At 40.6% G+C, this 17,049-nt stretch carries 18 protein-coding genes; all 18 read left to right on the top strand.

Going from position 1 to position 17,049, the window contains the following annotated elements; all coding sequences use genetic code 11:
- Positions 1-7 precede the first annotated feature (7 nt).
- The 18 genes from flhA to J2S05_RS05445 all read left to right on the top strand — a co-directional run bounded on the left by flhA (position 8) and on the right by J2S05_RS05445 (position 16,988).
- Positions 8-2,050 (top strand): flagellar biosynthesis protein FlhA, encoded by a 2,043-nt coding sequence (gene flhA, locus J2S05_RS05530; protein WP_306980641.1) that lies wholly within the window; start codon positions 8-10, stop codon positions 2,048-2,050.
- Complete coding sequence (locus J2S05_RS05525) at positions 2,047-3,171, top strand: flagellar biosynthesis protein FlhF (protein ID WP_306980640.1); 1,125 nt, start codon at positions 2,047-2,049, stop codon at positions 3,169-3,171. Before flhA ends, J2S05_RS05525 begins: the two co-directional genes overlap by 4 nt.
- The gene (locus tag J2S05_RS05520) at positions 3,158-4,051 is read left to right on the top strand and encodes a MinD/ParA family protein (RefSeq protein WP_306980638.1); all 894 of its coding nucleotides are present in this window, start codon (positions 3,158-3,160) and stop codon (positions 4,049-4,051) included. Before J2S05_RS05525 ends, J2S05_RS05520 begins: the two co-directional genes overlap by 14 nt.
- Positions 4,052-4,064: 13 nt before the next feature.
- On the top strand, positions 4,065-5,102 hold the full coding sequence (locus J2S05_RS05515; RefSeq protein ID WP_306980635.1) for a protein-glutamate methylesterase/protein-glutamine glutaminase: 1,038 nt from the start codon (positions 4,065-4,067) through the stop codon (positions 5,100-5,102).
- A gap of 15 nt (positions 5,103-5,117) precedes the next feature.
- Positions 5,118-5,756 carry a chemotaxis protein CheC gene (locus tag J2S05_RS05510; RefSeq protein WP_306980633.1) on the top strand — a complete coding sequence of 213 codons (639 nt, stop codon included), beginning with the start codon at positions 5,118-5,120 and terminating at the stop codon, positions 5,754-5,756.
- A complete protein-coding gene (locus tag J2S05_RS05505) occupies positions 5,749-6,234 on the top strand; it encodes a chemotaxis protein CheD (RefSeq protein ID WP_306980631.1) in 486 nt (161 codons plus the stop codon). Before J2S05_RS05510 ends, J2S05_RS05505 begins: the two co-directional genes overlap by 8 nt.
- 44 nt (positions 6,235-6,278) lie before the next feature.
- A complete protein-coding gene (locus J2S05_RS05500) occupies positions 6,279-7,043 on the top strand; it encodes a FliA/WhiG family RNA polymerase sigma factor (RefSeq protein ID WP_306980630.1) in 765 nt (254 codons plus the stop codon).
- A gap of 26 nt (positions 7,044-7,069) precedes the next feature.
- The gene (locus J2S05_RS05495) at positions 7,070-7,372 is read left to right on the top strand and encodes a hypothetical protein (RefSeq protein ID WP_306980628.1); all 303 of its coding nucleotides are present in this window, start codon (positions 7,070-7,072) and stop codon (positions 7,370-7,372) included.
- A 12-nt stretch (positions 7,373-7,384) separates the two neighbouring features.
- On the top strand, positions 7,385-7,846 hold the full coding sequence (locus tag J2S05_RS05490; protein WP_306980626.1) for a DUF6115 domain-containing protein: 462 nt from the start codon (positions 7,385-7,387) through the stop codon (positions 7,844-7,846).
- A gap of 151 nt (positions 7,847-7,997) precedes the next feature.
- Positions 7,998-8,726, top strand: a complete 729-nt coding sequence (gene rpsB / locus J2S05_RS05485) for a 30S ribosomal protein S2 (protein ID WP_306980624.1) — start codon at positions 7,998-8,000, stop codon at positions 8,724-8,726.
- 104 nt (positions 8,727-8,830) lie between these two features.
- Positions 8,831-9,715, top strand: a complete 885-nt coding sequence (gene tsf / locus J2S05_RS05480; RefSeq protein WP_306980623.1) for a translation elongation factor Ts — start codon at positions 8,831-8,833, stop codon at positions 9,713-9,715.
- Between the two features lie 92 nt (positions 9,716-9,807).
- The gene (gene pyrH, locus J2S05_RS05475) at positions 9,808-10,527 is read left to right on the top strand and encodes a UMP kinase (protein ID WP_306980621.1); all 720 of its coding nucleotides are present in this window, start codon (positions 9,808-9,810) and stop codon (positions 10,525-10,527) included.
- On the top strand, positions 10,527-11,084 hold the full coding sequence (frr, locus tag J2S05_RS05470; RefSeq protein ID WP_306980619.1) for a ribosome recycling factor: 558 nt from the start codon (positions 10,527-10,529) through the stop codon (positions 11,082-11,084). The genes pyrH and frr overlap by 1 nt, the downstream gene beginning before the upstream one ends.
- Before the next feature lie 103 nt (positions 11,085-11,187).
- Positions 11,188-11,958, top strand: coding sequence for an isoprenyl transferase (locus tag J2S05_RS05465; protein ID WP_306980618.1), 771 nt, complete (start codon positions 11,188-11,190; stop codon positions 11,956-11,958).
- A gap of 21 nt (positions 11,959-11,979) precedes the next feature.
- Positions 11,980-12,786 (top strand): phosphatidate cytidylyltransferase, encoded by an 807-nt coding sequence (locus J2S05_RS05460; RefSeq protein ID WP_306980616.1) that lies wholly within the window; start codon positions 11,980-11,982, stop codon positions 12,784-12,786.
- 42 nt (positions 12,787-12,828) lie between these two features.
- A complete protein-coding gene (locus tag J2S05_RS05455) occupies positions 12,829-13,974 on the top strand; it encodes a 1-deoxy-D-xylulose-5-phosphate reductoisomerase (RefSeq protein ID WP_306980614.1) in 1,146 nt (381 codons plus the stop codon).
- Positions 13,975-13,998: 24 nt separating this feature from the next.
- Positions 13,999-15,246 carry an RIP metalloprotease RseP gene (rseP, locus tag J2S05_RS05450; protein WP_306980612.1) on the top strand — a complete coding sequence of 416 codons (1,248 nt, stop codon included), beginning with the start codon at positions 13,999-14,001 and terminating at the stop codon, positions 15,244-15,246.
- 29 nt (positions 15,247-15,275) lie between these two features.
- Positions 15,276-16,988 carry a proline--tRNA ligase gene (locus J2S05_RS05445; RefSeq protein WP_306980610.1) on the top strand — a complete coding sequence of 571 codons (1,713 nt, stop codon included), beginning with the start codon at positions 15,276-15,278 and terminating at the stop codon, positions 16,986-16,988.
- Positions 16,989-17,049: the final 61 nt, after the last annotated feature.

The following is a 17,049-nucleotide window of genomic DNA, read 5'->3' as shown; positions in this document are numbered from 1 at the left end:
GGTACTTATGAAGTTTAAAGATTTAATTGTATTAATTGGTGTCATCATGATTATCGTTATGTTAATCATTCCGCTTCCGCCTCCCATACTGGATGTTCTCATTATATTTAATATATCAATCTCTCTATTAATCATTCTAGTAGCGATGAACACAACGGATTCTCTGCAATTCTCAATATTTCCGACACTACTTTTGCTGATTACCTTGTTTCGACTTGGATTAAGTGTTTCAACCACTCGATCGATTTTAGGTAATGCGGACGCAGGAAATGTCATTGATACCTTTGGAAACTTTGTTATTGGTGGAAATGCAATCGTAGGGTTTGTTGTTTTTATCATTTTAGTTATCATCCAATTTATTGTTATTACAAAGGGTGCTGAAAGGGTATCTGAGGTTGGGGCTCGCTTTACATTAGATGCGATGCCAGGTAAACAAATGAGTATTGATGCTGATTTAAATGCTGGATTGATCTCAGATGCTGAAGCAAAGCAACGGCGTGAAAAAATTGAAAAAGAAGCTGACTTTTATGGCTCTATGGATGGAGCGAGTAAGTTTGTAAAAGGAGATGCGATTGCTAGTATCATTATTGTTGCCATTAATATGATTGTTGGACTTATTATCGGTATGATGCAAATGGGCATGGACTTAAATACAGCCGTTGTAACCTATACATTGTTAACGGTTGGGGATGGCTTAGTAACACAAATCCCAGCACTTCTAATCTCAACAGCTACAGGTATTATGGTGACCAAAGCGGCATCTGAAGGTAGCTTAAGTGGAGATATTACAAAACAAATCTTTGCCTATCCGAAATTATTATATGTAACAGCAGCAACGATTTTTTTACTAGGGGTTGCGACTCCAATTAGTAAGGTGCTGACATTCTCGATGGCTGGTTTGCTAGCTTTCGCTGGTTGGCGATTACAAGATGTGAAAGCTCGGGCGCCAGATATTGATTTGCCAGATGAAGCGGGTGAAGAGGCTTCTACAGATGAGATGAGGTCACCGGAAAACGTTGTAAACCTCTTGCAAATTGATCCCATTGAATTTGAATTTGGATATGGTTTGATCCCGCTCGCAGACACCAATCAAGGAGGAGATCTTCTTGACCGGGTGGTAATGATTCGTCGTCAAATGGCGTTAGAACTAGGCATGATCGTTCCAGTCATTCGAATAAGAGACAACATTCAATTGCAGGCAAATGAGTACATTATCAAAATCAAAGGCAATGAAATTGCTAAAGGGGAAGTACTTTTAGATCACTATATGGCAATGAGTCCCGGATTTGAGGATGAGAGCATTGTCGGTGTAGAAACGATAGAGCCTGCTTTTGGACTTGCCGCATTATGGATTGGTGAAGACATGAAAGAGAAAGCCGAAATGTCTGGCTATACCGTTGTCGACCCTCCTTCTGTCGTATCAACTCATTTGACAGAAGTAATCAAACGCCATGCGCATGAATTACTGGGTCGTCAAGAAACCAGACAGCTAATTGATCACTTAAAAGAAACGTATCCGGTGCTAGTAGAAGAAACGACACCGAATCTATTATCTATAGGTGATATTCAACGCGTACTAACAAACTTATTAAAAGAGAATGTTTCAATTCGAAACTTACCGATGATATTTGAGACATTAGCAGATTATGGACAAATGACAAAGGATATGGATTTGTTAACCGAATACGTCAGACAGTCCTTATCTAGACAGATTTCAACTCAAGTTTCAACTAAAAATGAGCCGTTATATGTTGTTACGTTAAGTGGCTCTGTTGAAAAAATTGTCGCCGATTCTGTTCAGCAGACGGAACATGGTCCTTTTATGTCAATGGATCCCGCACATTCACAGAAAATCTTAGATTCAGCGGTTGAGGAAACGAATCGCTTATCACAAATGGGACAAACCCCTGTTCTGCTATGTTCACCAGCTGTTAGGATGTACGTTAGACAGCTACTAGAACGGTATTTACCAACTGTGCCAGTCCTATCTTATAACGAACTTGAAGTTGATGTTGAGGTCCAAAGTGTTGGGGTGGTGAATGCAGAATGAAATTAAAAAAATTCCAAGCGGAGTCGATGCCTGAAGCTCTGACCCAAATTCGTGCAGAGCTAGGCAGTGACGCTGTGATTCTACATACAAAAGAAATTACAACAGGTGGATGGTTTGGTTTTTTTGCAAAGAAACGCCTTGAGGTTACAGCGGCCTTAGATCCAACGACGGTTACGAAGTCTACTAGTGGACGGGTTTCTAAGGGAATCGAACCTATGCCTGATAAGCAAATACCAACACAACCTATTGTTGAAGAACAGGTGTGGAAGCCAATAAATCCCACAACTGTTCACGAGAGTGATCGGAATAATCAACCTGAGATTATTCAGCAATTGGATCGCGAATTTGAAAAACAAGAAGTTAGTGCAGAGATTCGGACGCAACTAAAGGAAGAATTATTCGGTTATTGGTATAGCCAACCTAAAGAGAAGCGAACAACATTGGCGGTTTATCAACATACGAGGCAATGGTTAAAGAAACATCTTCAAGATGTTAAGATGGGTAGTTCGCTTTTTGAAAGGAAGTATATGGTGTTTGCTGGCCCAACAGGTGTTGGAAAAACAACCACGATTGCTAAGCTAGCTGCTGAGGCAACATTAAAACATGATAAGAAGGTTGCGATTTTAACAACGGATACGTATCGAATCGCAGCAATTGAACAATTAAAAACATATGCTTCCATTCTTCACGTTCCAATTGATGTTGTGTATTCCATGGAGGACTTCCATGAAGCCGCAACTAAATATGAAGACTATGATTTGATATTAGTGGATACGGCAGGAAGAAACTTTACGCACGATTTTTACTTGAAAGAGTTACAAAAAACCGTTCTGCTTTCTGAACAAGCATCATTATATTTGGTCTTATCGTTAACATCCAAGTATTCAGACATGAAGGCGGTAATCACACAATTTAAACAACTTCCAGTCTATCAGCTTATCTTCACAAAAAAGGATGAGACAACTACTTTTGGCGCTCTGATCAATGCTTGCCTAGATGAAAAGCTAGGGATCGCATTTTTGACAAATGGTCAAAATGTTCCAGACGATGTTCTTCACGCCGATGAGGATGTAGTGGTATCAGCTGTGATGGAAGGAATTGTTTTTGATGGATCAAGCTGAAAGCTTAAGACGAAGAATGAATAAGACGGTACATGCTCGAATTATTGCCGTTGCAAGTGGCAAAGGTGGGGTAGGTAAGTCCAACCTAGTAGTGAATACGGCATTGGGATTAAATAACATTGGACACCGTACACTTATTCTTGATATGGACAGTGGAATGGGAAATATTGATGTCATTATGGGAGTACAACCTTCCTATCATTTAATCGACATGATAAAAAATCGATTGGCTGTGTGGGACGTCATTGAAAGTACCTCATATGGAGTTTCCTATATTGCTGGAGGATCAGGACTTTCTGATATGGCACAGTTTTCTCAAGCGGATATGAGTTATTTTCAACAGCAACTTCAAAGTTTAAGTCATCACTTTGATTATATCTTTTTGGACTTGGGAGCAGGTGTCACAGAGGAAAGTTTACAACTTCTTTCTGCCGCGGATGATTTAATCATTGTCACTACTCCAGAACCTACAGCTTTAACAGATGCCTATAGTTTATTAAAACAGTTAACAAGATTGCCAGATAAGCCTCTTATTTTTGCTGTGGCAAATCAAACCGACTCTGAGAAAGAAGGAGCACATACACTTGCTAACCTGTCTCAGGTAGCCAAACAATTTTTACAGCTTGAAATTGTAAAGCTTGGTTGTGTACCTCATGACCGTGTGGTCTCAAGAGCGGTAAAAGCGCAAATACCTTATTCCGTTTATCAAACTAAATCAAAAGTTAGTATGGCAACCACTAAAATTATGCATTCGTATCTTTCATTTAAGAAAGAGGAATGGGACACCGTTCAGAAGACACCATTTTTCCAACGGCTTAGTCGATGGATGTCTGAATCAACAACTGTCATGAAAAATAAGAAGAATATCAAGCACAGATAGGAAGCTACCCATCATGAAACAAATACAGGTGTTAGTAGTAGATGACTCCGCATTTATGCGTAAGGTTGTAACCGATATCCTACAAGCTGATTCTGACATTAAGGTTATAGGAACAGCTAGAAATGGAGCGGACGCCTCTGTTAAGAATCTAACTCTTAAACCGGACGTTATTACGATGGATGTCGAAATGCCGGTGTTAGACGGTCTTGGGGCTTTGAAAATCATTATGAAAGAGCGACCTTGTCCAGTCGTTATGGTAAGTAGCACAACTAAAGCAGGCGGTCACACCACGATGTTAGCGATGGAAAATGGCGCAGTAGATTTCGTTTCAAAAACAAGTGGTCCGATTTCACTCGACTTATTTACGATTGCAGAACAATTAAGAGAGAAAGTTAAGCTTGCTGTGAGGGCAACAATTGTGATGCCGAAGGTGCTTCCAAAAGCGGAACCTAATATAGTTGCGCCACAAATCGCCCCTACGTTAAGAAAGCTAGTAGCCATTGGCGTATCGACAGGGGGACCTAAAGCGTTAAAGGATGTCTTAGTACACATTCCAGATACCTTACCTGCGCCTATTGTGATTGTACAACATATGCCAGCAGGTTTCACGAAGTCGTTAGCTGATCGGTTAAATAGCTTATGCTCTATCCACGTAAAAGAAGCTGAACATGGAGACCTTTTAAGAAATGGTTATGCTTATATTGCCCCGGGTGGAAAACATTTAATGATTATCGAAAAAGATGGGAATTGGGTTTGTAAGCTGACTGATTTAGCAGTAGTTAACGGACACCGGCCATCTGTTGATGTACTTTTTCACTCGGTATCACAATTAAACAATGCTGCAGTTGTGGCTGTTGTTATGACAGGTATGGGGGCAGATGGTGCAAAAGGACTTAAGCAACTAAAGGAAAATCCAAGTTGCTGGTCGTTAGCTCAGTCAGAAGAAACAAGTGTTGTGTTCGGAATGCCAAAGATGGCGATTCGAACAAATTCAGTAGACGAGATTGTTCACCTACATGATCTGGCATCACGAATCGTTTCTAGTTGTTAAAGGAGGCTGTATTGTTTGAAGGAATATGACTTTATTCAACCAGCACATTTAGATGTATTAAAAGAGATAGGAAACATAGGAGCTGGACATGCTGCAACGTCTTTATCTGCTTTATTAGGAAAAACCATTGAAATGAGTGTTCCAGAAGCGAGAGTCATTCCGTTTCAGGACCTTCCTGATCGAATGGGAGGTTCAGAGAATGAGATTGCTGCCATTTATGCAAGAATTCACGGAGATACGCCTGGAAGTGTTTACTTTTTTTCTGATGTTTCTCACTCGGAATCACTTATTCAACAGCTAACAGGAAGACCGGTATATGGCACGGATCGATCTAGCTTAAATGATTACGCTACCTCTGCGTATCTTGAGACAGGAAATATAGTCATTGGCTCCTTCCTTTCAGCTTTTGCAGACCTTACTAGTCTAACAGTCTCGCGCGATGTACCAGACTTATCAATTGATATGGCGGGAGCGATTATCAGTCACGGGCTAAGTCAGCTTTTAATTCAAAGTGATGTCGCTATTTTTATAGAGACACAAATGAAAATTGATGGGGAGAAAACAAGTCGGAATTTCGGTAGTATCCTACTTCTGTTTGACCCTGAAACCTTTGACGTATTGTTTCAGTCCTTGGGAGTAAATATCGATGAATAAGGTAATCACCATTGGAATGGCTGAAATCGCTTATTCAGAGTTATCTCAACCATTAAGAACATCTGGATTAGGATCGTGTGTTGGGGTCATTATCTATCAAGAGGGAAGCAACCATGCTGGTATGGCGCATATCATGCTACCTTCCGCATCGATTTCAACAAAAAAGGTGCACAAGATCGGAAAGTTTGCTGATGTGGCAATTCCAGAATTGACATCAGAACTCGTTCGAAGAGGAGCTTCCACTTACCGTTTAAAAGCCAAAATTGCTGGAGGTGCTCAAATGTTCGCTTCATCAGGCAATGAAATGATGCGAGTGGGAGAACGAAATGTAGTCGCTGTAAAAGAACAGTTAAACCAATTAAACATCTCGCTTGTAGCGGAAGATACGGGGGGGACAAATGGCCGGACCATCTTATTTGACCCCAAGACGCAGGCTTTAACCATCCGTACGGTTCATTTAGGTACAAAGGTCATTTAGCTGGTCAACATGCGTGATAAGTATGATAATGGAGGTGCAGTACATTGCCAAACGTAAAGTTAAAGGATGAAGAGAAAATCTGGCAGGCCTGGTTTACTGAGAGAAACAAAGAAGCGTGCGATCAGTTGGTCCGATTATACCTGCCATTGGTACAGTTTCACGTTCAGCGAATTTCCGTAGGACTTCCAGGAAGTGTGCGAAAGGATGAGCTGACAAGTCATGGGTTATATGGATTATTAGATGCCCTTGAAAAGTTTGATCCCCATCGCGATTTAAAGTTTGATACATATGCTTCATTTAGGGTGCGGGGAGCGATTATTGACGGATTACGCAAGGAAGATTGGTTATCTCGCTCAATGAGAGAAAAGATCAAACGAGTGGAGGCAGCATCTGAGAAATTGGAACAGCAGGAAGGGCGTTACGTATCAAGTGCTGAAGTCGCAACATTCCTTCAAATGGACGAAGCAGATGTGGCTCAAATTATGGCCGAGCAATTTGTGGCTAATATTTTGTCGATTGATGAGCCAACACAAGATGCAGACCGTCAAGAATCATTTGCCGCAACGATTGAAGATAAGTTAACAAAAACACCAGAGACTTCATTAGTTGAATTAGCAACAAAAGCCGAATTGGCGGAAGTTATTTCAACGTTAACGGAAAAGGAACAACTGGTTATTAGTTTATTTTATTATGAAGAATTAACTTTGACGGAAATTGGACATATCTTAGAGCTGTCAACATCAAGAATCTCACAAATCCATTCAAAGGCATTGTTTAAGTTAAAGCAAGTGATGGAGAAGCAATTTTAAGAAGTTGATGAACGCAGGAGGAGCCTATGAGCTTTAAGCCGATTGAAGCACTTGGATCATTATCCAATACATTTAAAGGCAGTAAAATGCAGTCTCAGTTGCAGCAACGTGTTCATATGAATGAAGCAATGATGGCGGAGGCGCAACGTCAAGCGGATGTGAAAAGCAGGCAGCAAAGTCCTCGCTCTAACTTAGACCACCCTGCCAGGTTTCCTCCATCTACAAAGCGTCAACCATCTCTTTCAAAACGAAAAAAGCAAGACGAGCAACCCGCATCTTCCAAAAGTCATCACCCAGATAAAGGTACATATATTGACTACTCAACATAAGGAGGAGCCGACATGGCCATTTTAATCAGTCTTTTTAGCCTGTGTCTTGCAGGCTTTCTCTTTTTGCGTCTCCAAACAATGGAAAAGGAAGTGAAACGACTTACCGAGCGCTTTCAAGAAAGTGAACAGGCTCGAGAAGAAGTTGAACACTCTTTGTTTTCATTTGCTGATGAAATAAAAGAGGGAAATGAGCGTGTGACTAATCAAGTTGCAAGCCTTTTTTCCGAGAGCTCGCCTTCACCTAAACAAATGAGTCGTGAGGCAGAGGAAGAAAAAGATGAAGATCTAACGCAAAGTTACATACCACCTATGCCGATTGAAAATCAAGAAGAGATCTCTTATCAACAATCACCACATGCAAAAATACTAACCCTTCATAAACAAGGAATTCCCTCTAATGAAATTGCCAAAGAATTGAATATGGGAAAAGGGGAAGTCGATTTAATCATCAAATTTCAACAAACAGCAAACTAACAGTTGCACGAGCTCGTTTGATATGGTATATTAATCCACGGTGTTTATTACACACGCCTCTGATTTCAGTGAGGGTGCTGGGCAACTAGTGTCACTGAAAGATGATGAGAGCGGAGGAAGACAAAAACCAACATAAGAGGAGGTGTTTGATGTGGCAGTTATCTCCATGAAACAATTGCTCGAGGCTGGTGTGCACTTTGGTCACCAAACTCGTCGCTGGAATCCAAAAATGGATCGCTACATCTTCACAGAAAGAAACGGTATTTACATTATTGACCTTCAAAAGACGGTCAAAAAAGTTGAGCAAGCGTACAATTTTGTTCGCGACATTGCTGCAGACGGAGGAAAAATCCTTTTTGTCGGCACAAAGAAACAAGCTCAAGACTCTGTAAGAGACGAAGCAGAACGCTGCGGAATGTACTTCATTAACCAGCGCTGGCTTGGTGGGACGTTGACAAACTTTGAAACCATTCAAAAGCGTATCAAACGTCTTAAAAACCTAGAAAAAATGGAACAGGACGGAACGTTTGAAGTTCTTCCTAAAAAAGAAGTAATCCTTCTTAACAAAGAAAAAGATCGTCTTGAGAAGTTTCTTGGCGGTATTAAAGATATGAAAGGCGTTCCTGATGCCTTGTTTGTAATCGACCCACGCAAAGAACGTATTGCGATTGCTGAAGCTCACAAGCTGAACATTCCAATCGTTGCAATTGTTGATACAAACTGTGACCCGGATGAGATTGATTATGTTATTCCTGGTAACGATGATGCTATTCGTGCAGTAAAACTACTTACTGGTAAAATGGCTGATGCAGTTATTGAAGCAACAGCACATGAAGAGCAAGAAGAAGCGGAAGTTGAAGAAGAAACAACTACAGCTTAATGACGTTTCCAAAAAGGGTCGTAAGGGGAGAAGCCCTTTACGGCTCTTTTTGTCACGTTTGTACGAATTTAAAACCTGAATGAAATTAGAGGAGGCGCTTAAAGATGGCAGTAACAGCTAGTATGGTAAAAGAATTGCGCGAAAAAACAGGCGCAGGTATGATGGATTGTAAGAAAGCTCTAACAGAAACAGGCGGAGATATGGAAAAAGCAATCGATTTCCTACGTGAAAAAGGAATCGCTAGCGCAGCTAAAAAAGCGGATCGCGTAGCAGCTGAAGGTCTTTCTGCAGTTGTAACAGAGGGTAATAAAGCAGCGATCGTCGAAGTAAACTCTGAGACAGACTTCGTAGCTAAAAACGAAGGCTTCCAAACGTTAGTTAAGGAGCTTGCTGAGCATTTACTTGCTAAATCACCTGCTTCAGTTGAAGAAGCTCTTGAGCAACCATTTAAAGATGGTGGACAAACGGTTCAAGAATATATCAATTCAGCAATCGCTAAAATTGGTGAGAAGCTTTCTCTTCGTCGTTTCTCAGTTGTTGAAAAAGAAGATGGAGATGCATTTGGTGGATACCTACACCAAGGCGGACGCATTGGTGTATTAACAGTAATCGGTGGTTCTTCAGATGAAGATCTTGCAAGAGATGTAGCGATGCACGTTGCTGCTATCCGTCCGACATATGTATCTCGTGACGAAGTAGAAGCTGAAGAAGTAAACCGTGAGCGCGAAGTTCTTAAGCAACAAGCACTTAATGAAGGAAAACCAGAAAACATTGTTGAGAAAATGGTAGAAGGCCGTCTTAGCAAATATTTCGAGCAAGTTTGCCTATTAGACCAGCCGTTTGTTAAAGATGGCGATCAGAAGGTTGGCAAATTCCTTTCGGCTAAAAACGCAACAGTTAAATCATTCGTTCGTTTTGAAGTTGGTGAAGGTCTTGAGAAACGTGAAGAGAACTTTGCAGAAGAAGTTATGTCACAAATAAATAAATAATATCAAAAAGGGGACACCTGTGTGTCCCTTTTTTCAAAAAACAATGGTTTTGCAATAAAAGAAGACTTCGCGTAGAGCTGATGGAGGTAACGATGAACAAGTATAATCGAGTTGTGTTAAAGTTAAGTGGGGAAGCACTAGCAGGTGATTTAGGTTACGGGATAGATCCGGTTGTCATTCAATCTGTTGCTAAACAAGTACAAGAAATTGTAGAATTAGATGTTGAAGTAGCGATTGTAGTGGGCGGAGGAAATATCTGGCGTGGTATGGCTGGTAGCGCAAAAGGTATGGATCGTGCAACAGCTGATTATATGGGAATGCTTGCTACAGTTATGAACTCACTAGCTTTACAAGACAGTCTAGAAGATATTGGCGTGCAGTCAAGAGTTCAGACGTCGATCGAAATGCGCCAAGTTGCCGAACCTTACATCAGAAGAAAAGCCATTCGTCATCTTGAAAAGAAACGTGTTGTTATCTTTGCGGCAGGTACAGGTAATCCGTACTTTTCGACAGATACAACAGCAGCCTTACGTGCAGCTGAAATTGAAGCTGAAGTCATTCTGATGGCTAAAAACAAAGTTGATGGTGTGTACAGCGCAGATCCATCCATTGATGAAACAGCTGTTAAGTATACGGAGATTACATATATGGATGTATTAAAAGAAGGGCTTGCTGTGATGGATTCTACAGCTTCATCACTTTGCATGGACAATGATATTCCATTGGTTGTATTCTCAATTCTCGAAGAAGGTAATATCAAACGTGCCGTTCTAAAAGAAGAGATCGGAACCATAGTGAGGGGGACGAAATAATGTCAGCAGAAGTAAAGCAACAAGCAGAAGAAAGAATGACAAAGGCGATTGAAGCGTTACGACGTGAATTAGCTAAACTTAGAGCAGGGCGTGCAAATCCGGCCATTCTTGATCGCGTAGCGGTTGAATATTACGGAGCGCTTACACCACTAAATCAATTGGCTACAATTTCAGTTCCTGAAGCTCGTTTATTAGTTATCCAACCTTTTGATAAGTCGTCAATCTCAGATGTAGAGCGAGCGATTCAAAAAGCGGATCTTGGGTTAACACCTTCTAATGACGGACAATTAATTCGTATTGCGATTCCAGCTTTAACAGAGGAACGCCGTAAGGATCTTGTCAAGATTGTAAAGAAAACATCTGAAGAAACGAAAGTGACGATTCGCAACATTCGTCGTGATGCAAATGATGAATTGAAAAAGCAACAAAAGGATGGAGAATTAACTGAGGATGAACTAAGACAATCCACAGATGAAATCCAAAAGTTAACTGATCAGTTTATCGCAAGCTCCGACAAAGAAGCGGATCAAAAAGAACAAGAAATTATGGAAGTGTGAGCGATTTCCATGTAAAATGAATCAAGAATAAGACCCTCTATTTTCAGGGGGTTTTTTATTCTTATGATTTTACGTAACTGTTGGATAGATGGAGGGCGCACTAATGCTTGAGAGATTTTCTAAATGGAAAGCAAACTTAACAGCGGCTGATTTACCTGATCATCAAGTAGAGGAAGGGAATCTCCCGCAACACGTCGCCATCATTATGGACGGCAACGGTAGGTGGGCTAAGAAAAAAGGGTTACCTCGTATTGCCGGACACCGAGAGGGAATGAAAGTAGTCACAAAAATTGTACGAACGTCTAGCGATATAGGAATCGAAGTCTTAACGCTATACGCCTTTTCTACTGAGAATTGGAAAAGACCCAAAAAGGAAGTTGACTATTTACTTGGGTTACCTGAGAGATACCTCAGCGCAGAGCTTCCAAAGCTCATAAAAAATAATGTTCAAGTCCGTCTGATGGGAACAACCGAACATTTGCCAGACCACACACTTAAAGCTGTGGAAAAAGCGATAAAAGATACAAAACATAATACCGGAATGATCCTTAATTTTGCTTTGAATTATGGTAGTCGGTTTGAAATGCTAGAAGCCGTAAAATCCATTGGTAAACAAATTGAGCGTGGTGAATTAAAAGCCGATACGCTTACAGAAGAACATATTCATGCACAACTAATGACTTCACAATTAAAAGATCCTGATCTATTAATTCGTACAAGCGGAGAAATTCGTTTAAGTAACTTTATGCTCTGGCAGCTTGCCTATAGTGAATTCTGGTTTTCAGATATATTATGGCCGGATTTTAAAGAAAAGGACTTTTTAGAGGCCATTGCAGTATATCAGAAACGAAAACGTCGATATGGCGGTGTCTAGGCATAAGGGGGCTGAATCGTTGTGAAACAGCGTATAATTACAGGTATAGGTTTTGGCATCGTAATGATAGCAATGATTATATTCGGGGGCATCATTTTTAATTTGGCTGTAAGTCTAGCTGCCTCCATTGCGATGATCGAACTATTAAAAATGAAAAAAATGAAGGCGAATTCGTTGACGGGTATAACAGGTTTAGTGTCCATGTGGATTTTGCTTGTTCCATCAAGTTGGTTCCATGCGGTCTTCCCGTTTCCATTTACAAAAGTAGAACTATTTATTTTCTTTATTCTAATCATGCTTATGCTAACCGTATTAACTAAAAATACGTTTACATTTGATGAGGTTGGTTTTGTTGTTCTCTCTTCTGTTTATGTTGGTTTCGGTTTCCATTATTTGATGCTCACTAGAGAGACACCGGAAATTGGTATGGCATTGGTGTTATTTGTGATCTTGTTAATTTGGACAACGGATTCAGCTGCCTACTTTGTTGGACGATCTATAGGGAAACGTAAATTGTGGCCCGATATTAGCCCAAATAAAACAATCGAAGGATCATTAGGGGGAGTTGTATTTGCCTTAGTCATAGGGACAATTGTTTACTTTATCCTTCCTAGTTTATCTACATACATATCAATAACAACTGCTTTTGTCATTATGGCTGTTACCGCGATATTTGGCCAGATTGGTGATTTAGTTGAGTCAGCTTTAAAACGTCACTATGCTGTGAAAGACTCAGGGAATGTATTACCTGGGCATGGTGGGATCTTAGACCGTTTTGATAGCTTAATTTTTGTCATGCCCATTCTCCATTTAATCCAATTAATATGAGCCATCTATAAATAGGTAGAGAAGTATAGGGAGAGTGATTGTTTGAAGCAGATTAGTTTATTAGGGTCAACGGGCTCAATCGGCACACAGACTCTTGATGTCATTAGAACAAACCCAGATTTTTTTAGGTTAGTAGCCTTATCTGCAGGGTCTAATATTACGTTAGTTTTAGAACAGATTCGTGAATTTAAGCCTGCTTTAGTTAGTGTGATGAACGAGGCGGATGCTGAGATCGTAAGAAAAGAAGTGGGCGATTATACGACGGTTCTATTTGGCGAAGAAGGATTGATGGAAGTAGCGTGTCATCCGCTTTCTGATGTGCTAGTGAATGCTGTAATTGGTAGTGTCGGCTTAAAACCTACACTAGCAGCTATCAAGGCAGGACGGGATATTGCGATTGCAAATAAAGAAACGCTCGTAACCGCTGGTCATATTGTGACCACTGAAGCGAATAAGCATGGAGTATCGTTGATTCCAGTTGATAGTGAGCACTCGGCTATCTTTCAAGCGTTGAATGGTGAAAACCCGAAAACGATTGATCGATTAATCATTACTGCGTCGGGTGGTAGTTTTAGAGATCGCAAGAGAGAAAATCTCGAAGGCGTAACGGTTAAAGAGGCTCTAAATCATCCAAACTGGTCAATGGGTGCTAAAATTACGATCGATTCCGCTACGATGATGAACAAAGGTTTAGAAGTCATTGAAGCCCATTGGTTATTTAATGTGCCATATGAGCAAATCGACGTGTTGATGCATCGGGAAAGTATTATTCACTCTATGATTGAATTTGTGGATCGGAGCGTCATGGCTCAGCTTGGAACAGCGGATATGAGAATTCCTATTCAATATGCTTTAACCTACCCGGATCGACTTGCGCGTGAGGCAGGGGAAAGGTTAAACTTATGGGAAATGGAGAAACTCCATTTTGGAAAGTTGGACATGGATCGTTATCGTTGTATGCGATTTGCTTATGAGGCTGGACGTAGTGCTGGTACTATGACTACTGTATTAAATGCAGCTAATGAAGTGGCTGTAGCTGCTTTTTTGAAAAACAAGATTACATTTTTACAGATTGAAGATTTAATTGAAGAATCATTGAATCGACATATTCTGATTTCAAAGCCAAATCTTGAAGAGATTTTAGATGCAGATCAGCAAACAAGATTGTTTGTGGAATCAAAATTGTAATACGAAAGGCGGAGAAGATTAACATTGAATACTTTACTTTCATTTCTGGTTATTTTCAGTGTCCTTGTATTTGTTCACGAATGGGGGCATTTATACTTTGCTCAAAGGGCCGGAATTCTCTGCCGTGAATTTGCAATTGGAATGGGGCCGAAGCTGTTTTCATTTAAACGTGATGAGACAATCTATACTGTTCGACTACTACCGATCGGTGGATTCGTGCGGATGGCGGGAGAAGATCCTGAACAAGTTTCAATTAAACCCGGCTATGAAGTCGGACTAGTTCTGGATGAACAAGATAAAGTAACGAAAATTTATGTGAATAATAAATCAAAACATCCTGAAGCCCAAGTCGTTCAAGTAGAACGAATTGATTTAGAGAGAGAATTGATTATTGAAGCATTTGATGATGAAGAGCAACGCGTGCTTTATCATGTGCATGAACGTGCAGATGTTATTCAGGATGAAGTACCAAATCAAATTGCGCCGTATAATCGTCAGTTTGGTTCGAAGTCCGTTGGAAAACGCGCAATGGCCATTTTTGCTGGTCCATTAATGAACTTTGTTTTAGCGTTTGTACTGTTTGTCGTGTATGCATCGATCACAGGAGTTCCGACCTCAGAAGTTCAAGGCGTAACGCCAGACTCTGGTGCGGAAGCAGCGGGTCTTCAAGAGAATGACGTCATTCAGAATGTGAATGGGGAAGATGTCTCAACGTGGAGACAATTGACGTCTATTATTGAAGAAAACCCTAATTCAACGTTAACAATAGGTATTGAGCGGGATGGCCAAACGATTCAAGTTGATGCTGAGACGATTTCTCGAGACTTAGGACCGGAACAAATTGGTCACCTGGGTGTAATTCCAGTTCTTGAGAAAAACTTTGGATCAGCATTATTAGAAGGATTTATCATGCCTTATGAGCTGACAATATCAATCTTTAAGACACTTGGTACCATTATAACTGGTCAATTCTCACTTGATTACATTGCTGGCCCAGTTGGAATTTACAACATTACGGGTGAAGCCGCATCCATGGGGATTTTAACGCTAGTTAATTTTGGAGCGATGTTAAGCGTGAATTTAGGAATTGTGAACTTACTACCTATTCCAGCTATGGATGGTGGGCGACTTGTTTTTATTGGCTATGAAGCCATAAGAGGAAAACCGATTGATCCACAAAAAGAAGGAATGATTCAATTCGTTGGATTTGCATTTCTAATGCTACTAATGATTGTGGTTACTTGGAATGATATAAGTAAGCTGTTTATGTAAAGATCGAAACAGAGAAGGGACTAGGATTCATGAGACAAAAAACCTTTTTGTTACCAACATTACGAGATGTACCTTCTGATGCAGATGTCACAAGTCATCAGCTGATGCTGCGAGCAGGTATGATGCGTCAAACGGCAGCGGGTGTTTACACCTATTTACCGCTTGCCAAACGTGTCATTGCAAAAGTAGAAACCATTGTTCGCGAGGAATTAGAAGCGATTGATGCTCAAGAATTAACCATGCCAACCCTGCATCCTGCCGAGCTATGGCAAGAAACAGGTAGATGGGACAAAATGGGTGGAGAGTTGATTCGTTTAAAGGATCGCCATGGTCGTGACTTTGCTCTTGGACCTACTCATGAAGAAGTGATTACAAGCATCATTCGCGATTCGATCGCTTCATACAAAAAACTTCCTTTAAATGTTTTCCAAATTCAAACTAAATTCCGTGATGAGCGACGTCCACGTTTTGGGTTACTTAGAGGAAGAGAATTTATTATGAAGGATGCGTACTCTTTTCATGATACGGAAGAAAGCTTAGACGAAACCTATCAAGCCATGTATCAAGCCTATGAACGTATTTTCACTAGAGTTGGACTAACCTTCCGTGCCGTTATTGCGGATTCTGGTGCAATGGGTGGGAAAGATACGTTTGAGTTTATGGCATTAGCAGATGTAGGGGAGGATACAATCGCCTATTCTGATAGCTCTAGCTATGCTGCTAATATTGAGATGGCTGCAGTAGCCTCACAAGCTTTGGATTCTCAAGCTGAATCAAAACCAATGGCTACATCAACAGTTACAGCGGCATTAACGATTAGTGAAGCCGCTCAGCAGTTAGAATGGCCATTATCCAATACCGTGCAAACGGTAGCTGTGAAGCTAGATGAAGACATTGCATTGATTTTGTTACGAGCGGACCATGAGCTAAATGAAGTGAAATCAATGCATGAATTGCATGTTAAATCTTTCACTATTTTAAGTGATCAAGAGATTGAAGAAGCATTTAACGTAGAGCCTAGTTTGCTTTCGGTATTTGATGCAAAAGAACATAGAATCATTGCGGATCAATCGATTAAAGGCTTAACAGGTGTGCTTCTGAACTCAAGTGTAAAAGATGAATGTGCCATTCAAGTAGATCTTGCCCGCGACCTAGAGATTAATCAATACGCGGATCTTCGCTTAGTTCAGGAAGGTGATGCTTCACCGGACGGACAAGGTACTATTCAATTTGCGCGAGGTATTGAGATTGGACAAGTGTTTAAGCTAGGTACTTTTTATTCGGAATCAATGGGAGCTACCTATTTAGATCAAAATGGCCGTGCTAATCCTTATAAAATGGGTTGCTACGGAATCGGCATCTCTCGGACAGTCGCTGCAATTATTGAGCAACATAATGACGAGAATGGGATTGTGTGGCCAGTATCTGTTGCGCCATTTGACCTTCATCTACTGACATTAAACTCAAAGAATGAAGAACAGGCTGCGTTATCTGAAAAACTATACGTTTCATTAAAAGAATCTGGCTGGGACGTTTTATATGATGATCGTCCAGAACGTGCAGGAGTTAAGTTTAAGGATGCTGATCTAATTGGTATGCCATTACGTATTTCTGTAGGTAAACGGGCTTCAGAGGGATTTGTTGAAGTCAAGGTTCGATCAACCGGTGATTCACAAGATATACATGTAGATGATCTTGCAGAAGCGATTCAATCAAAACTGCAGGAACTCTCAAACAAATGATTTGTTTGGGCTGATCCGATTTTTGTATCAGCCCTTTTTTATTTGTTAGAATAAGTGATAA

Source organism: Alkalicoccobacillus murimartini (assembly GCF_030813245.1).
In the GTDB taxonomy this organism is placed as follows: Bacteria; Bacillota; Bacilli; order Bacillales; family Bacillaceae_D; genus Alkalicoccobacillus; species Alkalicoccobacillus murimartini.
Note: the sequence above shows the minus strand (reverse complement) of the source record. Positions and strands in the feature narration are given on the sequence as shown.

What these genes read in the sequence shown, in the direction of transcription:
- J2S05_RS05525 (WP_306980640.1), top strand. Translation starts at nt 2,047, where the DNA reads ATGAAATTAAAAAAATTCCAAGCGGAGTCGATGCCTGAAGCTCTGACC.
- J2S05_RS05520 (WP_306980638.1), top strand. Translation starts at nt 3,158, where the DNA reads ATGGATCAAGCTGAAAGCTTAAGACGAAGAATGAATAAGACGGTACAT.
- flhA (WP_306980641.1), top strand. Translation starts at nt 8, where the DNA reads ATGAAGTTTAAAGATTTAATTGTATTAATTGGTGTCATCATGATTATC.
- tsf (WP_306980623.1), top strand. Translation starts at nt 8,831, where the DNA reads ATGGCAGTAACAGCTAGTATGGTAAAAGAATTGCGCGAAAAAACAGGC.
- J2S05_RS05505 (WP_306980631.1), top strand. Translation starts at nt 5,749, where the DNA reads ATGAATAAGGTAATCACCATTGGAATGGCTGAAATCGCTTATTCAGAG.
- J2S05_RS05495 (WP_306980628.1), top strand. Translation starts at nt 7,070, where the DNA reads ATGAGCTTTAAGCCGATTGAAGCACTTGGATCATTATCCAATACATTT.
- frr (WP_306980619.1), top strand. Translation starts at nt 10,527, where the DNA reads ATGTCAGCAGAAGTAAAGCAACAAGCAGAAGAAAGAATGACAAAGGCG.
- J2S05_RS05515 (WP_306980635.1), top strand. Translation starts at nt 4,065, where the DNA reads ATGAAACAAATACAGGTGTTAGTAGTAGATGACTCCGCATTTATGCGT.
- J2S05_RS05445 (WP_306980610.1), top strand. Translation starts at nt 15,276, where the DNA reads ATGAGACAAAAAACCTTTTTGTTACCAACATTACGAGATGTACCTTCT.
- J2S05_RS05490 (WP_306980626.1), top strand. Translation starts at nt 7,385, where the DNA reads ATGGCCATTTTAATCAGTCTTTTTAGCCTGTGTCTTGCAGGCTTTCTC.
- pyrH (WP_306980621.1), top strand. Translation starts at nt 9,808, where the DNA reads ATGAACAAGTATAATCGAGTTGTGTTAAAGTTAAGTGGGGAAGCACTA.
- J2S05_RS05465 (WP_306980618.1), top strand. Translation starts at nt 11,188, where the DNA reads ATGCTTGAGAGATTTTCTAAATGGAAAGCAAACTTAACAGCGGCTGAT.